This window comes from Bifidobacterium pongonis, from assembly GCF_019331805.1.
GTDB lineage: Bacteria > Actinomycetota > Actinomycetes > Actinomycetales > Bifidobacteriaceae > Bifidobacterium > Bifidobacterium pongonis.
The window spans coordinates 19005-34761 of record NZ_JAHBBE010000027.1 but is presented as its reverse complement, the minus strand read 5'-3'; the positions used below and the strand labels follow the sequence as shown (position 1 = coordinate 34761).

14 protein-coding genes and 1 pseudogene are annotated in these 15757 nt (G+C 62.6%); 13 read left to right on the top strand and 2 right to left on the bottom strand.

Annotated elements, in window-relative coordinates; translation table 11 throughout:
- A pseudogene (locus KIH75_RS07415) lies at window positions 1-122 on the bottom strand (30S ribosomal protein S12); the annotation flags it as partial.
- A 403-nt stretch (window positions 123-525) separates the two neighbouring features.
- On the opposite strand from KIH75_RS07415, the gene rpsL reads away from it, so the two are divergent.
- The 11 genes from rpsL to priA all read left to right on the top strand — a co-directional run bounded on the left by rpsL (window position 526) and on the right by priA (window position 11362).
- Window positions 526-897: a 30S ribosomal protein S12 gene (gene rpsL, locus KIH75_RS07410; protein WP_003825774.1), complete on the top strand. Its 372-nt coding sequence runs from the start codon at window positions 526-528 to the stop codon at window positions 895-897.
- 5 nt (window positions 898-902) lie between these two features.
- Entirely contained in the window at window positions 903-1373 is a 471-nt protein-coding gene (gene rpsG / locus KIH75_RS07405) for a 30S ribosomal protein S7 (RefSeq protein WP_003825775.1), read from the top strand.
- Between the two features lie 33 nt (window positions 1374-1406).
- Window positions 1407-3533 (top strand): elongation factor G, encoded by a 2127-nt coding sequence (gene fusA / locus KIH75_RS07400; protein ID WP_219056115.1) that lies wholly within the window; start codon window positions 1407-1409, stop codon window positions 3531-3533.
- A 137-nt stretch (window positions 3534-3670) separates the two neighbouring features.
- Window positions 3671-4870: an elongation factor Tu gene (gene tuf, locus KIH75_RS07395; protein ID WP_033521947.1), complete on the top strand. Its 1200-nt coding sequence runs from the start codon at window positions 3671-3673 to the stop codon at window positions 4868-4870.
- Window positions 4871-5082: 212 nt separating this feature from the next.
- Window positions 5083-5469, top strand: coding sequence for a DUF4186 domain-containing protein (locus KIH75_RS07390; RefSeq protein ID WP_219056121.1), 387 nt, complete (start codon window positions 5083-5085; stop codon window positions 5467-5469).
- Window positions 5470-5800: 331 nt separating this feature from the next.
- Window positions 5801-7198, top strand: coding sequence for a histidinol dehydrogenase (gene hisD, locus KIH75_RS07385; protein ID WP_219056114.1), 1398 nt, complete (start codon window positions 5801-5803; stop codon window positions 7196-7198).
- Complete coding sequence (locus KIH75_RS07380; protein ID WP_219056113.1) at window positions 7195-8355, top strand: histidinol-phosphate transaminase; 1161 nt, start codon at window positions 7195-7197, stop codon at window positions 8353-8355. The genes hisD and KIH75_RS07380 overlap by 4 nt, the downstream gene beginning before the upstream one ends.
- A gap of 162 nt (window positions 8356-8517) precedes the next feature.
- A complete protein-coding gene (gene hisB / locus KIH75_RS07375) occupies window positions 8518-9117 on the top strand; it encodes an imidazoleglycerol-phosphate dehydratase HisB (RefSeq protein WP_219056112.1) in 600 nt (199 codons plus the stop codon).
- Entirely contained in the window at window positions 9117-9911 is a 795-nt protein-coding gene (locus tag KIH75_RS07370; protein ID WP_219056111.1) for a hypothetical protein, read from the top strand. The genes hisB and KIH75_RS07370 overlap by 1 nt, the downstream gene beginning before the upstream one ends.
- A 27-nt stretch (window positions 9912-9938) precedes the next feature.
- On the top strand, window positions 9939-10583 hold the full coding sequence (gene hisH / locus KIH75_RS07365; protein ID WP_219056110.1) for an imidazole glycerol phosphate synthase subunit HisH: 645 nt from the start codon (window positions 9939-9941) through the stop codon (window positions 10581-10583).
- A gap of 53 nt (window positions 10584-10636) precedes the next feature.
- On the top strand, window positions 10637-11362 hold the full coding sequence (gene priA / locus KIH75_RS07360) for a bifunctional 1-(5-phosphoribosyl)-5-((5-phosphoribosylamino)methylideneamino)imidazole-4-carboxamide isomerase/phosphoribosylanthranilate isomerase PriA (RefSeq protein ID WP_219056109.1): 726 nt from the start codon (window positions 10637-10639) through the stop codon (window positions 11360-11362).
- A gap of 168 nt (window positions 11363-11530) precedes the next feature.
- Here the strand turns inward: priA and KIH75_RS07355 are convergent, their stop codons facing one another.
- Entirely contained in the window at window positions 11531-12982 is a 1452-nt protein-coding gene (locus KIH75_RS07355) for a DUF2252 domain-containing protein (protein ID WP_219056108.1), read from the bottom strand.
- A gap of 188 nt (window positions 12983-13170) precedes the next feature.
- On the opposite strand from KIH75_RS07355, the gene glnA reads away from it, so the two are divergent.
- Window positions 13171-14508, top strand: a complete 1338-nt coding sequence (gene glnA / locus KIH75_RS07350; protein WP_219056107.1) for a type I glutamate--ammonia ligase — start codon at window positions 13171-13173, stop codon at window positions 14506-14508.
- A 163-nt stretch (window positions 14509-14671) separates the two neighbouring features.
- Window positions 14672-15637: a hemagglutinin gene (locus KIH75_RS07345; protein ID WP_236028114.1), complete on the top strand. Its 966-nt coding sequence runs from the start codon at window positions 14672-14674 to the stop codon at window positions 15635-15637.
- The last annotated feature ends 120 nt before the right edge of the window (window positions 15638-15757 follow it).

Genomic DNA, 15757 nt, shown 5'->3' with positions numbered 1-15757 from the left:
GTATCGAGTGCGCCACGCACGATGTGGTAACGCACACCCGGCAGATCCTTCACACGGCCGCCGCGCACGAGCACGATGGAGTGCTCCTGCAGGTTGTGGCCCTCACCCGGGATGTAAGCGGTGCCTTTGGCCGGAATCGGACAGGAATGGGCTGGTTTTGTCTGATTTCGGTTGAGATGGGGCGGTGGGCGTAGGCGTCCGGGGTTTCTGTTTCGCTACGCTATCTGGCCTGCGGCACTGAAACGCGCCGCGCCGCGACACGGCGGGGCGGCATTGTCGCGCGCTGCCGTATACTGATAATTCGTGTGTGCCAACGGCAGGCCTTATGTAACAGGCAGGTTGGTTGGGATATCCCGGGAATCGCATGGATCGCGCGCAGTAATGCGGCGGCGAGAGAGGATCGGGTCATCGGGCCGGTGAACAGTGGCTATCTTTCCGATTCGGGTTCGCCCGTGCGATGGGAGAGTGTGGTTGCAGTGCGGCGGCCTCACAGGTAAGAAGAACCACTGAATCGGAGAATTCAAGTTGCCTACTATTGAACAGCTCGTCCGTAAGGGACGCTCGCCGAAGCCGAAGAAGTCCAAGACTTTGGCGCTGAAGGGCAGCCCGCTGCGTCGCGGCGTGTGCACCCGTGTCTACACCACCACCCCGAAGAAGCCGAACTCCGCTCTGCGTAAGGTCGCCCGTGTGCGTCTTTCCTCCGGCATCGAAGTCACCGCTTACATCCCGGGTGAGGGCCACAACCTGCAGGAGCACTCCATCGTGCTCGTGCGCGGCGGCCGTGTGAAGGATCTGCCGGGTGTGCGTTACCACATCGTGCGTGGCGCACTCGATACCCAGGGCGTTAAGGACCGCAAGCAGGGTCGTTCCCTGTACGGAGCAAAGAAGGCGAAGTAAGAGATATGTCACGTAAAGGACCTTCCAAGAAGCACCAGCTGCTGCCGGATCCGATTTACGGCTCCACCGTTGTGGCACAGCTCATCAACAAGATCCTCCTCGACGGCAAGAAGTCGATTGCTGAGGACATCGTGTACTCCGCGCTCGATATGGTCAAGGAAAAGACCGAGCAGGAGCCCGTGGCCGTGCTGAAGCGCGCCCTCGACAACATCCGTCCGTCCCTCGAGGTCCGCTCCCGCCGTGTCGGTGGCGCCACCTACCAGGTGCCGGTCGAGGTGAAGCCCGCCCGCGCGAACACCCTGTCCCTGCGCTGGCTGACCGACTTCTCCCGCGCTCGTCGTGAGAAGACCATGGCCGAGCGTCTCGCCAACGAGATCCTCGACGCCTCCAACGGTCTGGGCGCTTCCGTGAAGCGTCGCGAGGACACCCACAAGATGGCCGAGGCCAACAAGGCCTTCGCCCACTACCGCTGGTAATCACTCGGACCTTTAGAAAGTTAAGGATTAAAAATGGCTGAAGAGGTGCTTTCGGACCTTCATCACGTCCGCAACATCGGCATCATGGCTCACATCGATGCCGGTAAGACCACCACTACCGAGCGTATTCTGTTCTACACCGGCAAGAACTACAAGATCGGCGAGACCCACGACGGCGCTTCCACCATGGACTTCATGGAGCAGGAGCAGGAGCGTGGTATCACCATCCAGTCCGCCGCTACCACCTGCTTCTGGCACCGCCAGTCCCACGACACCAAGGACAAGTTCCAGATCAACATCATCGACACCCCGGGCCACGTGGACTTCACCGCTGAGGTGGAGCGCTCCCTGCGCGTGCTCGATGGCGCCGTTGCCGTGTTCGACGGCAAGGAAGGTGTGGAGCCGCAGTCCGAAACCGTGTGGCGTCAGGCCGATAAGTACGGCGTTCCGCGTATCTGCTTCATCAACAAGATGGATAAGCTGGGCGCGAACTTCTACTACTCCGTCGACACCATCAAGGACAAGCTGGGTGCTACCCCGCTCGTGATGCAGCTGCCGATCGGCGCCGAGAACGACTTCACCGGCGTTGTCGACCTGGTCGAGATGCAGGCTTACATCTGGAACGGCACCGAGGAGCTCGGCGCCAAGTACGATACCACCGAGATCCCGGACGACCTGAAGGACAAGGCCGAGGAGTACCACAACGCCCTCGTTGAGGCCGTTGCCGAAACCGACGACGCCCTGATGGAGAAGTTCTTCGGTGGCGAGGAGATCACCAAGGAAGAGATCCGCGCCGCTGTCCGCAAGCTCACCATCAACAAGGAGGCCTTCCCGGTCTTCTGCGGTTCCGCGTTCAAGGATAAGGGCGTTCAGCCGATGCTCGACGGCGTGGTTGACTACCTGCCGAGCCCGGAGGACGTGCCGGCCATCCAGGGTTACGACCCGCAGGATGAGTCCATTGAGATCGACCGCAAGCCGCTGAAGTCCGATCCGTTCTCGGCTCTGGTCTTCAAGATCTCCACCCACCCGTTCTACGGCAAGCTCGTGTTCGTGCGTGTCTACTCCGGTTCCGTCAAGCAGGGCGATTCCGTGCTCGACTCCACCCGTGGCAAGAAGGAACGCGTCGGCAAGATCTTCCAGATGCACGCCGACAAGGAGAACCCGGTGGATGAGGCTTCGGCCGGTAACATCTACACCTTCGTGGGTCTGAAGAACGTCACCACCGGCGACACCCTGTGCGCCCTCGACGCTCCGATCTCCCTGAACTCCATGACCTTCCCGGATCCGGTGATCCAGGTCGCCGTGGAGCCGAAGACCAAGGCCGATCAGGAGAAGATGGGCATCGCTCTGGCGAAGCTCTCCGAAGAGGATCCGACCTTCCAGGTCACCACCGACGAAGAGTCCGGCCAGACCCTGATCGCAGGCATGGGCGAGCTCCAGCTCGACATCATCGTCGACCGTATGCGTCGTGAGTTCAAGGTGGAGTGCAACCAGGGCAAGCCGCAGGTTGCCTACCGCGAGACGATCCGCAAGGCCGTCATGGACCAGGGCTACACCCACAAGAAGCAGACCGGTGGTTCCGGCCAGTTCGCAAAGGTCCTGATGAACTTCGAGCCGCTCGAGACCACCGAAGGCAAGACCTTCGAGTTCGAGAACGCCGTCACCGGTGGCCACATTTCCCAGGAATTCATCCCGTCCATCGAGGCTGGCGTCAAGGAAGCCATGGAATCCGGTATTCTCGCCGGCTTCCCGGTTGTGGGCGTCAAGGCCACCGTCACCGACGGCCAGATGCACCCGGTCGATTCCTCCGAAATGGCCTTCAAGCTCGCGGGCTCCATGTGCTTCAAGGAAGCCGCTCCGAAGGCCAAGCCGGTCATCCTCGAGCCGATCATGGCTGTCGAAGTCCGTACTCCGGAAGAGTACATGGGCGAAGTCATCGGCGATCTGAACCAGCGTCGTGGCAGCATCTCCCAGATGTCCGATGCCACCGGCGTCAAGGTCATCGACGCTAAGGTCCCGCTGTCCGAGATGTTCGGCTACATCGGCGATCTGCGTTCCAAGACCCAGGGCCGCGCTATGTTCACCATGCAGATGGACTCCTACGCTGAGGTGCCGAAGAGCGTCTCCGAAGAGATTATCAAGGCTCAGCGCGGCGAGTGACACACGTTGCCACGCGTGAGGTGGCGTCAGTCTCCAGTCAGCGGTAATATCGTGTATCGCTGACTGGGTTCTGGCTCATCAATGTGGCACAACCCAGAAACCCAGTAAACCTACGAAACGTCCAGGAGGACAAAGTAATGGCAAAGGAAAAGTACGAGCGTACTAAGCCGCACGTTAACATTGGTACCATTGGCCACGTCGATCACGGTAAGACTACCCTGACCGCCGCCATCTCCAAGGTTCTGCACGAAGAGTTCCCGGATCTCAACCCGGAGTACGACTTCAGCCAGATCGACGCCGCTCCGGAAGAGCAGCAGCGTGGTATCACCATCAACATCGCCCACATCGAGTACCAGACCGCTGAGCGTCACTACGCTCACGTGGACTGCCCGGGCCACGCCGACTTCGTGAAGAACATGATCACCGGCGCTGCCCAGATGGATGGCGCTATCCTCGTGGTCGCCGCTACCGACGGCCCGATGGCTCAGACCCGCGAGCACGTTCTGCTCGCTCGCCAGGTTGGCGTTCCGCGTATCCTCGTCGCCCTGAACAAGTGCGATATGGTCGAGGACGACGAGCTCATCGAGCTCGTTGAAGAAGAGGTCCGCGACCTCCTCGACGAGAACGGCTTCGACCGCGATTGCCCGGTCATCCACACCTCCGCTTACGGCGCGCTGCACGACGACGCTCCGGATCACGAGAAGTGGGTTGAGTCCGTCAAGGAACTCATGAAGGCCGTCGACGAGTACATCCCGACCCCGGTCCACGATCTCGACAAGCCGTTCCTGATGCCGATCGAAGATGTGTTCACCATCTCCGGCCGTGGCACCGTGGTTACCGGCCGTGTTGAGCGTGGTAAGCTGCCGATCAACACCAACGTTGAGATCGTCGGCATCCGCCCGACCCAGTCCACCACCGTCACCTCCATCGAGACCTTCCACAAGCAGATGGACGAGTGCGAGGCTGGCGATAACACCGGTCTGCTGCTCCGCGGCATCAACCGTACCGACGTCGAGCGTGGTCAGGTTGTGGCCGCTCCGGGCTCCGTCACCCCGCACACCAAGTTCGAGGGCGAAGTCTACGTGCTGACCAAGGACGAAGGCGGCCGTCACTCGCCGTTCTTCTCCAACTACCGTCCGCAGTTCTACTTCCGCACCACCGACGTCACCGGCGTCATCGAGCTGCCGGAAGGCGTCGAGATGGTTCAGCCTGGCGATCACGCCACCTTCACCGTTGAGCTGATTCAGCCCATCGCTATGGAGGAAGGCCTGACCTTCGCTGTGCGTGAAGGCGGCCACACCGTCGGCTCCGGCCGTGTCACCAAGATCCTCGCCTGATAATTGCTCCAGCGATGATCGACACGCTGTGAACTAGCGTTCCGAAGAACCCCCTTGGATTGTTCCGAGGGGGTTCTTCCGTTTTCGGCGTTGTAATGCTATGAGATGCGAGTCCGTTGGCTGCGGGTCCATGGACCGCAGCGTATTGCCAGCCTGTGCCCGGCCAAGGTTCGGATCGGGCGTACAGTGGGGTGACGGAGGGAATCGGCATGATGATGGATATGGATGAGGACGCGTGGATCGAGGATACGATGCGTCGGTTGTCGTATTCGAGGTTCCGTTCCAAATTCGTGCTTTCGGATAAGGACCGCGCGTATGCGCGTGCCAAGGGCAAGGCGACCATCGACAGGCACGCCCATGAGTTGCTGCGTTCGAGGGTGGGGGATGCGCATCCGCTGAAGGACGGCAAGCAGACGCCGTGGCGCGGGCATCCGGTGTTCACCGCGCAGCATGCCACCGCGACCTGTTGCCGCGGCTGCATCGAGAAATGGCATCATATTCCGCAAGGGCGGGAGCTGACCGATACGGAGATCCAATGGCTTGCCGACTTGGTCATGGCATGGATCGAGCGTGATCTGACCTTGCATCCTGCGGCATAGGTCACGTTTCGCCGCGTAGTCTGTGCGCGCGGCAAAGTATGGATGGCGGCTTCACGCTCTGCCTGGGCGCGACGATATACGGCGATGTATAAGGGCCGCGAACAGTGGGGCACCCTGGTTTCGAACCATCCGAAATGTGCGGAACGGGCACGGTGATGCGCTCGAACGCCGGGATGGAGAGTAAGCACAGCACGCCTGCGAACGGCCTGCTTCCACGCCGTTCCAACGGGTGGGCCGATGTGCACGGCGCGAAAGGGGTTCTGTCTCACGATTTGGGTTTTGGCGGAATAATGACGTTTTCCGTCACGAAGAGAACATACACTGGGAAGCTATGAGCGAAAACATTATGCGAATCATTGATCTCAGGGGCAAGAACCTCTCCCGTGCCGAACTGCTGGCCGCCATGCCGCGCGCCGAGATGGGCACTTCCGAAGCCACCGATCTGGTGCGCCCGATTCTTGAGGACGTGAAGGCTCGCGGAGCCGCAGCGTTGCGTGATTTCGGCGAGAAGTTCGATGGCGTGCGTCCGACCAATCTGCGCGTCCCCGTCGAGGCGATGAAGAACGCTCTCGAAACCCTCGACCCCGAAGTGCGTGCGGCCATCGAGGAATCCGTGCGTCGCGCCCGTGCGGTCGCGAAGAGCCAGGTGCCGCAGGACTTCCACACCGATCTGGCCGACGGCGCCCGCGTCGCCGAACGGTGGATCCCGATCCAGCGCGTCGGCCTGTATGTGCCCGGCGGCAAGGCCGTGTACCCGTCCTCCGTGATCATGAACACCGTTCCGGCCCAGGCGGCCGGCGTGGAATCGCTCGCCATCGCGACCCCGCCGAGCAAGGGCGACCCGGACGGTCTGCCGAACAAGACCATCCTCGCCACTTGCGCGATCCTCGGCGTCGAAGAGGTGTACGCCGTGGGCGGCGCCCAGGCCATCGCCATGTTCGCCTACGGTGCCAAGGGCAGCGAACCGCAGGACGGCGAGATCCTGTGCGATCCGGTCGATAAGATCACTGGTCCGGGCAACATCTTCGTGGCCACCGCCAAGTCCCTCGTCTCCGGCTTCGTCGGCATCGACGCCGTCGCCGGCCCGACCGAAATCGGCATCATCGCCGACAAGACCGCCAACCCGAGCCTGCTGGCCGCCGATCTCATCGGTCAGGCCGAGCACGACGAGCTCGCCGGTTCCGTACTGTTCACCGACTCCACCGACATCGCCGAGAAGGTGCAGGAGAACCTGAACTACCGCGTGCCCCGCACCGAACATGCGGAACGCGTGCACACCAGCCTGTCCGGCACCCAGTCCGCCATCGTGCTGACCGACGGCCTCGACCAGTCCATCGACGCGGCCAACGCCTACGCCGCCGAGCACCTGGAGATCCAGACCGCCGATGCCGACGCCGTGGTGCCGCGCATCAAGAACGCCGGCGCCATCTTCCGCGGCCCGTACTCCCCGGTCCCGCTGGGCGATTACATGTCCGGTTCGAACCACGTGCTGCCCACCGGCGGCACCGCTCGCTTCGCCGCAGGCCTTGGCGTGCACACCTTCATGAAGCCCGTCGAGGTCATCGAATACGACGAGCAGGGTCTGAAGGCCATCGCCGCGCGTATCAACGCCTTCGCCGTCTCCGAGGATCTGCCCGCGCACGGCGAGTGCGTGCTCAGCCGTTTCATCGACGATCCGTACGATAAGGCGAGCATCGTCGATCAGGAGAAGAAGGCCGGTCTGCGATGAGCTCCATTCCCGCGAACCTGCCTCTGCGCAACGACCTGATCGGCGAGGAACCGTACGGTGCCCCGCAGCTTGACGTGCCGGTGTGCCTCAACGTGAACGAGAACCCGTACGCGCCCGATCAGGCCGTGTGCGAAGCGATCGCCAAGCGCGTGCTGGAGATCGCGCCCACGCTGAACCGTTACCCGGATCGTGAGCATATCGAATTGCGTCAGGCGTTCAGCGACTATCTGGACCGTGAATCCGGCGTCCGCCTCAGCGTGGACGAACTGTGGGGCGCCAACGGCTCCAACGAGATCATGCTGCAGCTGTTCCAGGCGTTCGGCGGCCCCGGCCGCGTGGCGCTCGGCGCTGACCCGACGTACTCCATGTACCCGGAGTACGCCCGCGACACGTTCACCGGTTGGAAGCTGGCGCATCGCAACGCCGATTTCACGCTGGATGTCGACGCGCTGATCGAACAGATCAAGACGGTCAAACCGTCCATGGTGCTGCTCACCAGCCCGAACAATCCCACGGGCACCCCGCTGCCGTTGGCCGACGTGGAACGTGTGCTTGACGTGTGCGAAACCGCCGAAGTGGCCGGTGCCGCGGAAGGCGTGCACCCCATCGTCGTCATCGACGAGGCGTACGTGGAGTTCCGCAACCCCGGCACCCCCAGCGCGGTCACCCTGATCGCCGGGCATCCGAACCTGGCGGTGTCCCGCACCATGAGCAAGGCTTTCGCCTTCGCCGGTGCGCGCGTCGGGTATCTCGCAGCATCCAAGGGCATCATCGACTGCATGCGCATCGTGCGTATGCCGTACCATCTGAGCGCCGTCACCCAGGCCGCCGCACTGGCCGCCTTCGAGCACACCGATGAGCAGCTGAGCCGCGTGGAGCATCTGCGACTGACCCGTGAAGCCACCGCGCAGTGGCTGAAAACCCAGACCTACAAGGGCAAGCCGCTCGACGTGGCCGAATCGGAATCGAACTTCCTGCTGTTCGGCGGATCCTTCGACAAGCGCGACGAGATCTTCGATGAGCTGCTCAAGAGGGGCGTGCTGATTCGTGTGGTCGGCCCCGACGGCTGGCTGCGCGTGTGCATGGGCACCGACGAGGAAATGGAACGGTTCCGCACGGCACTCACCGAAGTGCTGCGTATAGTGGAAGCGGAGTAGACGACCGGTGCGGGGCGTGGGGGAGAGCCCCTGCGCCCCGCACCGGCGGATATACGCACCCTGCAGCCGTGCGCATATCCATGCGAACAGAACCGAGGCATGCGCGTGTGGCACATGGGCGTATGCGAACAGACAGAGACACAGTGCCGTAAGGAGCGCAACATGGCAAGGACCGCGCGCATCGTTCGCGAAACCAGCGAATCGCATATCGAACTCGAACTTAATCTTGACGGCACCGGCAAGACCGACATCGACACTTCCGTGCCGTTCTACAACCATATGATGACCGCGCTGGGCAAGCATTCGCTCATCGATCTGACCATCCACGCGCACGGCGACACCGATATCGACGTGCATCACACCGTGGAGGACACTGCGATCGTGTTCGGCGAGGCTTTGAGGCAGGCGCTGGGCGACAAGCGTGGCATTCGCCGTTTCGCCGACGCCACCGTGCCGCTGGATGAGGCGCTTGCCAAGGCCGTGGTCGATATTTCCGGCCGTCCGTACTGCGTGTGCACCGGTGAGCCGGAAGGCTTCGAATACTGCATGATCGGCGGCCATTTCACCGGTTCCCTGGTGCGCCACGTGATGGAATCCATCGCCATGCACGCGGGCATCTGCCTGCACATGCAGGTGATCGCGGGCCGTGACCCTCACCATATCGCCGAAGCGGAGTTCAAGGCGCTGGCGCGTGCGCTGCGTTTCGCCATCGAGCCGGATCCGCGTGTGGACGGCGTTCCCAGCACCAAGGGCGCGCTGTGATGGCCGACGATCGGAACGATAACGGTAAGGATTTCGATCCGGATGACTCCCTGTTCTCCGACGAGGAGCTCGACGCGGCCATGTCCGATTTCGAACGGGAGTTCGCGCAGTCCGCGGACAGGCCGGTCGAACCGGCTGAAACCGGCGAAACCGGTGGTGAGGCTTCCAATACTTCCAACTCCGACTCCGGTTCCGATTCCGGCAACGGTAACGATGATGGATTCGACGGTCTTGACGACATCGATTCCATCAGCATTCCCGACGACGCTTCGGAAATCGACCCGTCCGTAGGATTCGAGGATGAGCTGGCCGGGCTGCTCGGCAACAAGGCCAAAAGGGCCGCGCTGATCACCGGCATCGCCTCGGCCGAGCTGCTGGCCGCATTCTGCCAGCTGTCCGATATTTCGGCCGACTGTGTGGGCTCGAATCAGGGTGCCGTCGCCGTGCTGCGCAATCTGGACGGCGATTCCCCGGAAGCCGCGGCCAAGGACATCACCACCGTGGTCGCCGGCATGTCGGTGGTGTTGGGCGTGAATCGCGCCGACAAACTCGAAATCACCATGTACGCCGGCGGCAAGGCCGGTCCGACGATGGCCCCGCCCATCCTGTTCAACTCCACGCCGCGTTTCGTGGAGGATCTGATGTTGGGCATCACCACCGTGGGCCAGCTCAAGGAGCAAGGGTTCGAAGTCATCGATTCGGGCGCCTTCGACCATGCTTCGGCCATGCAGGTGATCGCCAAGCATACGCGCCCGGGCCGGGGCGGATCCGTCCACGGTTCGAGCATCCAATAGCGAGAGAGCGAGAGACAGGGAAAGACAATGACCACGGCAGTTGTATTCGATTACGGTTTCGGCAATGTGCGTTCCATGGTCCGTGCCATGGCGCGTCTGGGCGTCGATACCACGCTGACCTCCGACTACCGTCAGGCCCTTGAGGCCGACGGTCTGGTCGTGCCCGGCGTCGGCGCGTTCGCCGCATGCATGGAGGGGTTGAAAGCGGTTGACGGCGACAGGGTGATCCTGGATCGTCTGCGCGCCGGACGCCCGGTGCTCGGCGTGTGCGTCGGCGAGCAGGTGATGTTCGAACTCGGCCGCGAACACGGCGCGGACGCTCCCGGCATCGGTTTGATCGGCGGCAGCGTCGACCCGCTGGACGCCGACGTGGTGCCGCATATGGGCTGGGATACGGTCGAAGCCGCCGAAGGCTCGCAGCTGCTGAAGGACATCGAGGACGAGCGTTTCTACTTCGTGCACTCCTGCGCCGCCCATGAGGCACACGAACTCGATCTGAGCCGGTTCAGCATCGATTGGACCGCCGATCAGAAGGTGACCTGGTGCGAATACGGGCGCAGCCGTTTCGTCGCGGCATATGAGCGTGGCCCTCTGTTCGCCACCCAGTTCCACCCCGAAAAGTCCGGCGATGCCGGTGCTCAGCTGTTGAAGAACTGGATCGCCACGTTCTGACGGCGCCAACCACAACACGTAAGCCACGAGAATCGCAATATAAGGAGAGAACCATGCCACTTACCCTTCTGCCCGCAGTGGATGTGCGCGACGGCAAGGCCGTGCGCCTGCGCCAAGGCGAATCCGGGTCCGAAACCGATTACGGCTCGCCGCTCGAGGCGGCCCGTACCTGGGTCGAGGCCGGTGCGCAGTGGATCCATCTGGTCGATCTCGACGCCGCGTTCGGCACCGGCGACAACCGCAGCCAGCTGCGTGCCATCGTCAAGGAGCTGGGCGACAAGGTGAACATCGAGATGTCCGGCGGCGTGCGTGACGACGCTTCGCTCGAATCCGCGCTGGAAGCCGGTGCGGCCCGCGTGAACATCGGCACCGCGGCCCTGGAGAACCCGGATTGGACCGCATCCGTGATCGAGAAGTACGGCGACCGTGTGGCCGTCGGTCTCGACGTGCGCGGCCATACGCTCGCCGCACGCGGCTGGGTGAAGGAAGGCGGCGACCTGTTCGAGACCATGGCGTTCCTCGACTCCGTCGGCTGCTCCCGTTACGTGGTCACCGACGTCGCCCGCGACGGCATGATGAGCGGCCCGAACCTCGACCTGCTGCGCGAGGTCGCTGAGCGCACCAACGCCAAGGTCACCGCATCCGGTGGTATTTCGAAGCTCGACGATCTGCGCAACATCAAGCAGCTCGCCGAACTCGGCGTCGACTCCGCCATCCTCGGCAAGTCGCTGTACGCCCGCGCGTTCACCCTTGAGGAGGCGCTGGAAGTCTCCCGCTGATACGGCGAGACACCGGCCGATCCGCGTTTCGGACGTTTTAGCGTTCCGAACGTTCCGAACGCCAACGATTGCATAAAGGCGTGTTCCCGAACCATGACTTATGGCCGGGAACACGCCTTTCCCATAGACAGGCCCGTATGCCCGTACATGCGGGCCCGCGATTCGCGGCTACTTGCCGCTGCAGGGCAGTTCGCCCGATTTGATCAGCGAACGGAACAGCGCATAATCCTCGTCGTTCTGATCGGCGTACGAGTCGGCGAACGATGCGATCGCCCTGTCGAATTCGTCGGTGCGCCCCAGATAGCTGGAGATGGCGATGCTGTCGCCGGTCCTCGCATGGGCGTGGGCCAGGCAGCGCGCGCACATACGCGACAGATCGCTCAACGTGAACTCGTTGAGATGGTCGATGTCGATCGACCCCTTGCCGTTCCACAGCTGACGTACGTAATAGTCGCGCCGTTCGCCGTCGCCGGCATTGAAATTCGCCCAGCCGAGCAGCACGTCGGCGGTCGACTGGATGAGCTTCTGCCCCTGCACCACGCGCTCGCCGTGCGTCGCATAGGGGGAGTGGCCCACGAAACGTTCCAGCACCGATTCCGTGGCCTCCTTCATCTGCAGCATCAGCGGATCGTCAAGGTCGCGGCCTGTCAGAATCGACACCCAGGCGCGTGTGCCCACGGAACCGACGCCTACCACCTTGCGTGCGGTGTCGTGGTAACGGTACTGGTCGAACACGTGGCGGCGATCATGGTACAGGCTGTGGCGGTATTCGTTCATCAACGCCTCCAAACGGGTCTGCATCGTCTCCAGATCCGCATAATCCTGCAGTTCGCTGATCGGGACCAGTGCCGGCGGCTTCGACTTGAACCGCAGCTTGTCGCCGTCCAGATACGTGAGTTTCGCGGCCGCGCTGCTCGAATCCTTGATCATGGCCTTGGCCGCGGCGGCGCGCAACGTCCGGTTGCGCTTGCCGTTCTGCGTGTACTCGTACCGGTCCAACGACTCCTGCACGTCCAGATGGTCGTACCACATGTCGAGATAATTCATATGCGAATACTGTTCGATGCGCTCGCGGTAGGTGTGCACGCATCGGGCCACGGCCGCATGGCGTGCGTCCTCGGGAATGCCGTTCGCGCGACCGCAGATCTCCACGGAGACGGCGAGACGTTTGACATCCCACTCCCACGGGCCGGTGGTGGTCTCGTCGAAATCGTTGATGTCGAACACCAAGCGGCGGGAGGGGGAGAAGAACATGCCGAAGTTGCCGATATGCGCGTCGCCCACGCATTGCACGGGAATGCCGGTCACGGGCGTGGTCGCCAGATCGTTCGCCATGATGAGCGCGGTGCCGCGGTAGAACGTGAACGCGGAGGCGCTCATCCGGTGGTAGCGCAACGGCACCAATGCCTGCACGCGCTGCCGGGACTGTTCCTCGAGAAGGCCGATGATGTCGCGCCGGTCGCGGCGGACCCTCCAGATGGCGTGGCTGCGCAGCGGCACCTTGCCACGCACTTCGAGCCCGGCCCGCGCCCGCTGCTCGGCGGAGGCGCGCTGCTTCCACGAGTGGACGTCGACGATGGGATTATCGGCATTCGATCTGACTACATTGCTATCGTTCACGCCCAGTATCGTACAACAGGATTTCGGGCCGTCAAGGCGCGTGAATCGATGACCGAAACGCCCGAAAACCGTTGCAATCGTTGGCATCCGGGGAATTCCAACAGGTGAGCGCCGGTGGCCGCTTTGGCGGCGCGACGGCGACTTGTGTTAACGATGTTCGTAACACGCGCATGGAACGATGGGATGTTATGGATAAGCAGCAGGAGTTTGCTCTGCGCACGGTCGAAGAACGCGACGTGCGCTTCATTCGTCTATGGTTCACCGACGTGTTGGGTACGTTGAAATCGGTGGCCATCGCCCCCGCGGAACTTGAAGCGGCCTTTGAGGAGGGACTTGGATTCGACGGCTCGGCCATCGAAGGCATGACCCGCGTCTCCGAGGACGACATGATCGTCAAGCCCGATCCCTCGACGTTCCAGATTCTGCCGTGGCGAGGAGGCCCCCAAGGCACCGCACGCATGTTCTGCGACGTGCTGACCCCCGATGGCGAGCCGAGCCTCGGCGACCCGCGTCACGTGCTCAAGCGTGCGCTCGCGAAGGCGAAGGAGAAGGGCTTCACCTTCTACGTGCACCCGGAAATCGAGTTCTATCTGTTCGAAAGCCAGGACGATTGGTCCCAGGCTCCCAAGCCCATCGACGAAGGCGGCTACTTCGACCACGTGCCGCGCAGCCCTGGCATGGACTTCCGTCGCGCCACCGTGAACATGCTCGAACAGATGGGCATTTCGGTGGAATACTCCCATCACGAGGGAGGCCCAGGCCAGAATGAGATCGATCTGCGTTATGCGGACGCGCTCACCACGGCCGACAACATCATGACGTTCCGCACCGTCGTCAAGGAGATCTCGCTGGAGCGCGGCATCCACGCCAGCTTCATGCCCAAGCCCCTCGCCGACGCGCCCGGTTCCGGCATGCACACGCATCTGAGCCTGTTCGAAGGCGATTCCAACGCCTTCTACGAGGCTGGCCAGGAATTCAACATGTCGCTCACCGCACGCCAGTTCGCCGCCGGCATCCTCGCCCACGCGGCCGAGATCTGCGCCGTGACCGACCAGTACGTGAACTCGTACAAGCGCCTGTGGGGCGGCAACGAGGCTCCGAGCTACATCTGCTGGGGCCACAACAACCGTTCCGCGCTGCTGCGCATCCCGCAGTACAAGCCGGGCAAGGGCAATTCCGCCCGCATGGAGTTCCGTGCGCTCGACCCCGTGGCCAACCCGTACCTCGCATACTCGGTGCTGCTGGCCGCAGGCCTCGACGGCATCGACAAGCAGATGACCTTGGGCGAGCCCACCAGCGACGACGTTTGGGAGTTCACCGACGCCGAACGTCAGGCCATGGGCATCGAACCGTTGCCCACATCGCTCGGCGAGGCGCTGGAGATCATGGAGAAGTCCGACTTCGTCGCCGACGTGCTGGGCGAGCATGCGTTCGAGTACTTCCTGGCCAACAAGCGTCAGGAATGGCACGAATACAACCGTCAGGTCACGCCGTTCGAGCTGAAGAAGTACCTGCCGAAGCTCTGATTCCCCGAGCCGGGCCAGCCGGCGGCCGTGGCCGCACAGGCCGTCTCGGACGGGAACGTTATTACGGGAAACCCTGTTCAAGGGTTTCCCGTTTTTGTGATTATTCGGTTCCGAAACGGCCATGGGCGAATCGAATCGACCGACCTGTGCGAAGGTGGAGGGGATGTCAGATACACGTAGGAAGAAAAGCGGCGATGCGCCGGCCCGTAAGCCCGCGTCCAAGCCCTCATCCAAACCAGCATCCAATCGGAAGCCCACGCCCAACGCCCGCAAACGCAGGAAGAAGGTCACGCTGACGCAACGCTGGAGGCGCGCCAGCTTCGCCACACGGTTCAAGATCATCTCCATCGGCACGATCGTCACGATCTGCGTGATCGCGCTGGTGACGGGACTGGTGCACTTCCTGCGCTGGTACAACGATTTGCAGGCGGCCGAGGCACGCCAGCTGGAACTGTCGCAGCAATACAACTTCGACCCGGGCAACATCATCTCCGACGGCCAGTTCTTCAACGGCAACGCCATGAGCGAGGCGGAGATCCAATCGTTCCTCGACTCCAAGGGCGGGGCCATCGCCACGATGCGTTTCGATACGACCACCCAGAAGGCCGACGAACTGTGCGGCGAATACAAGGGCGCGAAGCAGGAGACCGCCGCCGCGATCATCGAGAAATCCGGCCGGGCCTGCAAGGTGAGCCAGAAGGTGCTGCTCACCGTGCTGCAGAAGGAACAGCATCTCGTCACCGCCACCGATCCGAACGACTTCCAGCTCAAATCGGCCATGGGACTCAGCTGCCCCGACGATGCCAGCTGCGACCCGCAGTACGCCGGATTCTTCAAGCAGATGTTCGGCGCGGCGAAACGCTACCAGTACTATGTGCGGCATGAAGGCGACTATGCGTATCAGTCCGGCAAACTGACGTCGATCCTGTACAATCCGGACAAGAACTGCGGTTCGGCGGACGTCTACATCCGCAACAAGGCGACCGCGCTGCTGTACATCTACACGCCATACCAGCCCAACAAGGCGGCGCTCGAAGCCGGGGACGGGGAGGGGGATTCCTGCTCCACCTACGGCAACCGCAACTTCTCGAACATCTACAACTACTGGTTCGGCAATCCGCGTAACTAGCGGCGCAACGGGCTACGTTCCGGGCCGGGCGAAACGGCAAGGCGCGGAACAGTGCGAACAGCGCGAACAGCGCAGACATGAAGAGGGGCCGTTCCCGCTGCGAATCGCAGATGGGAACGA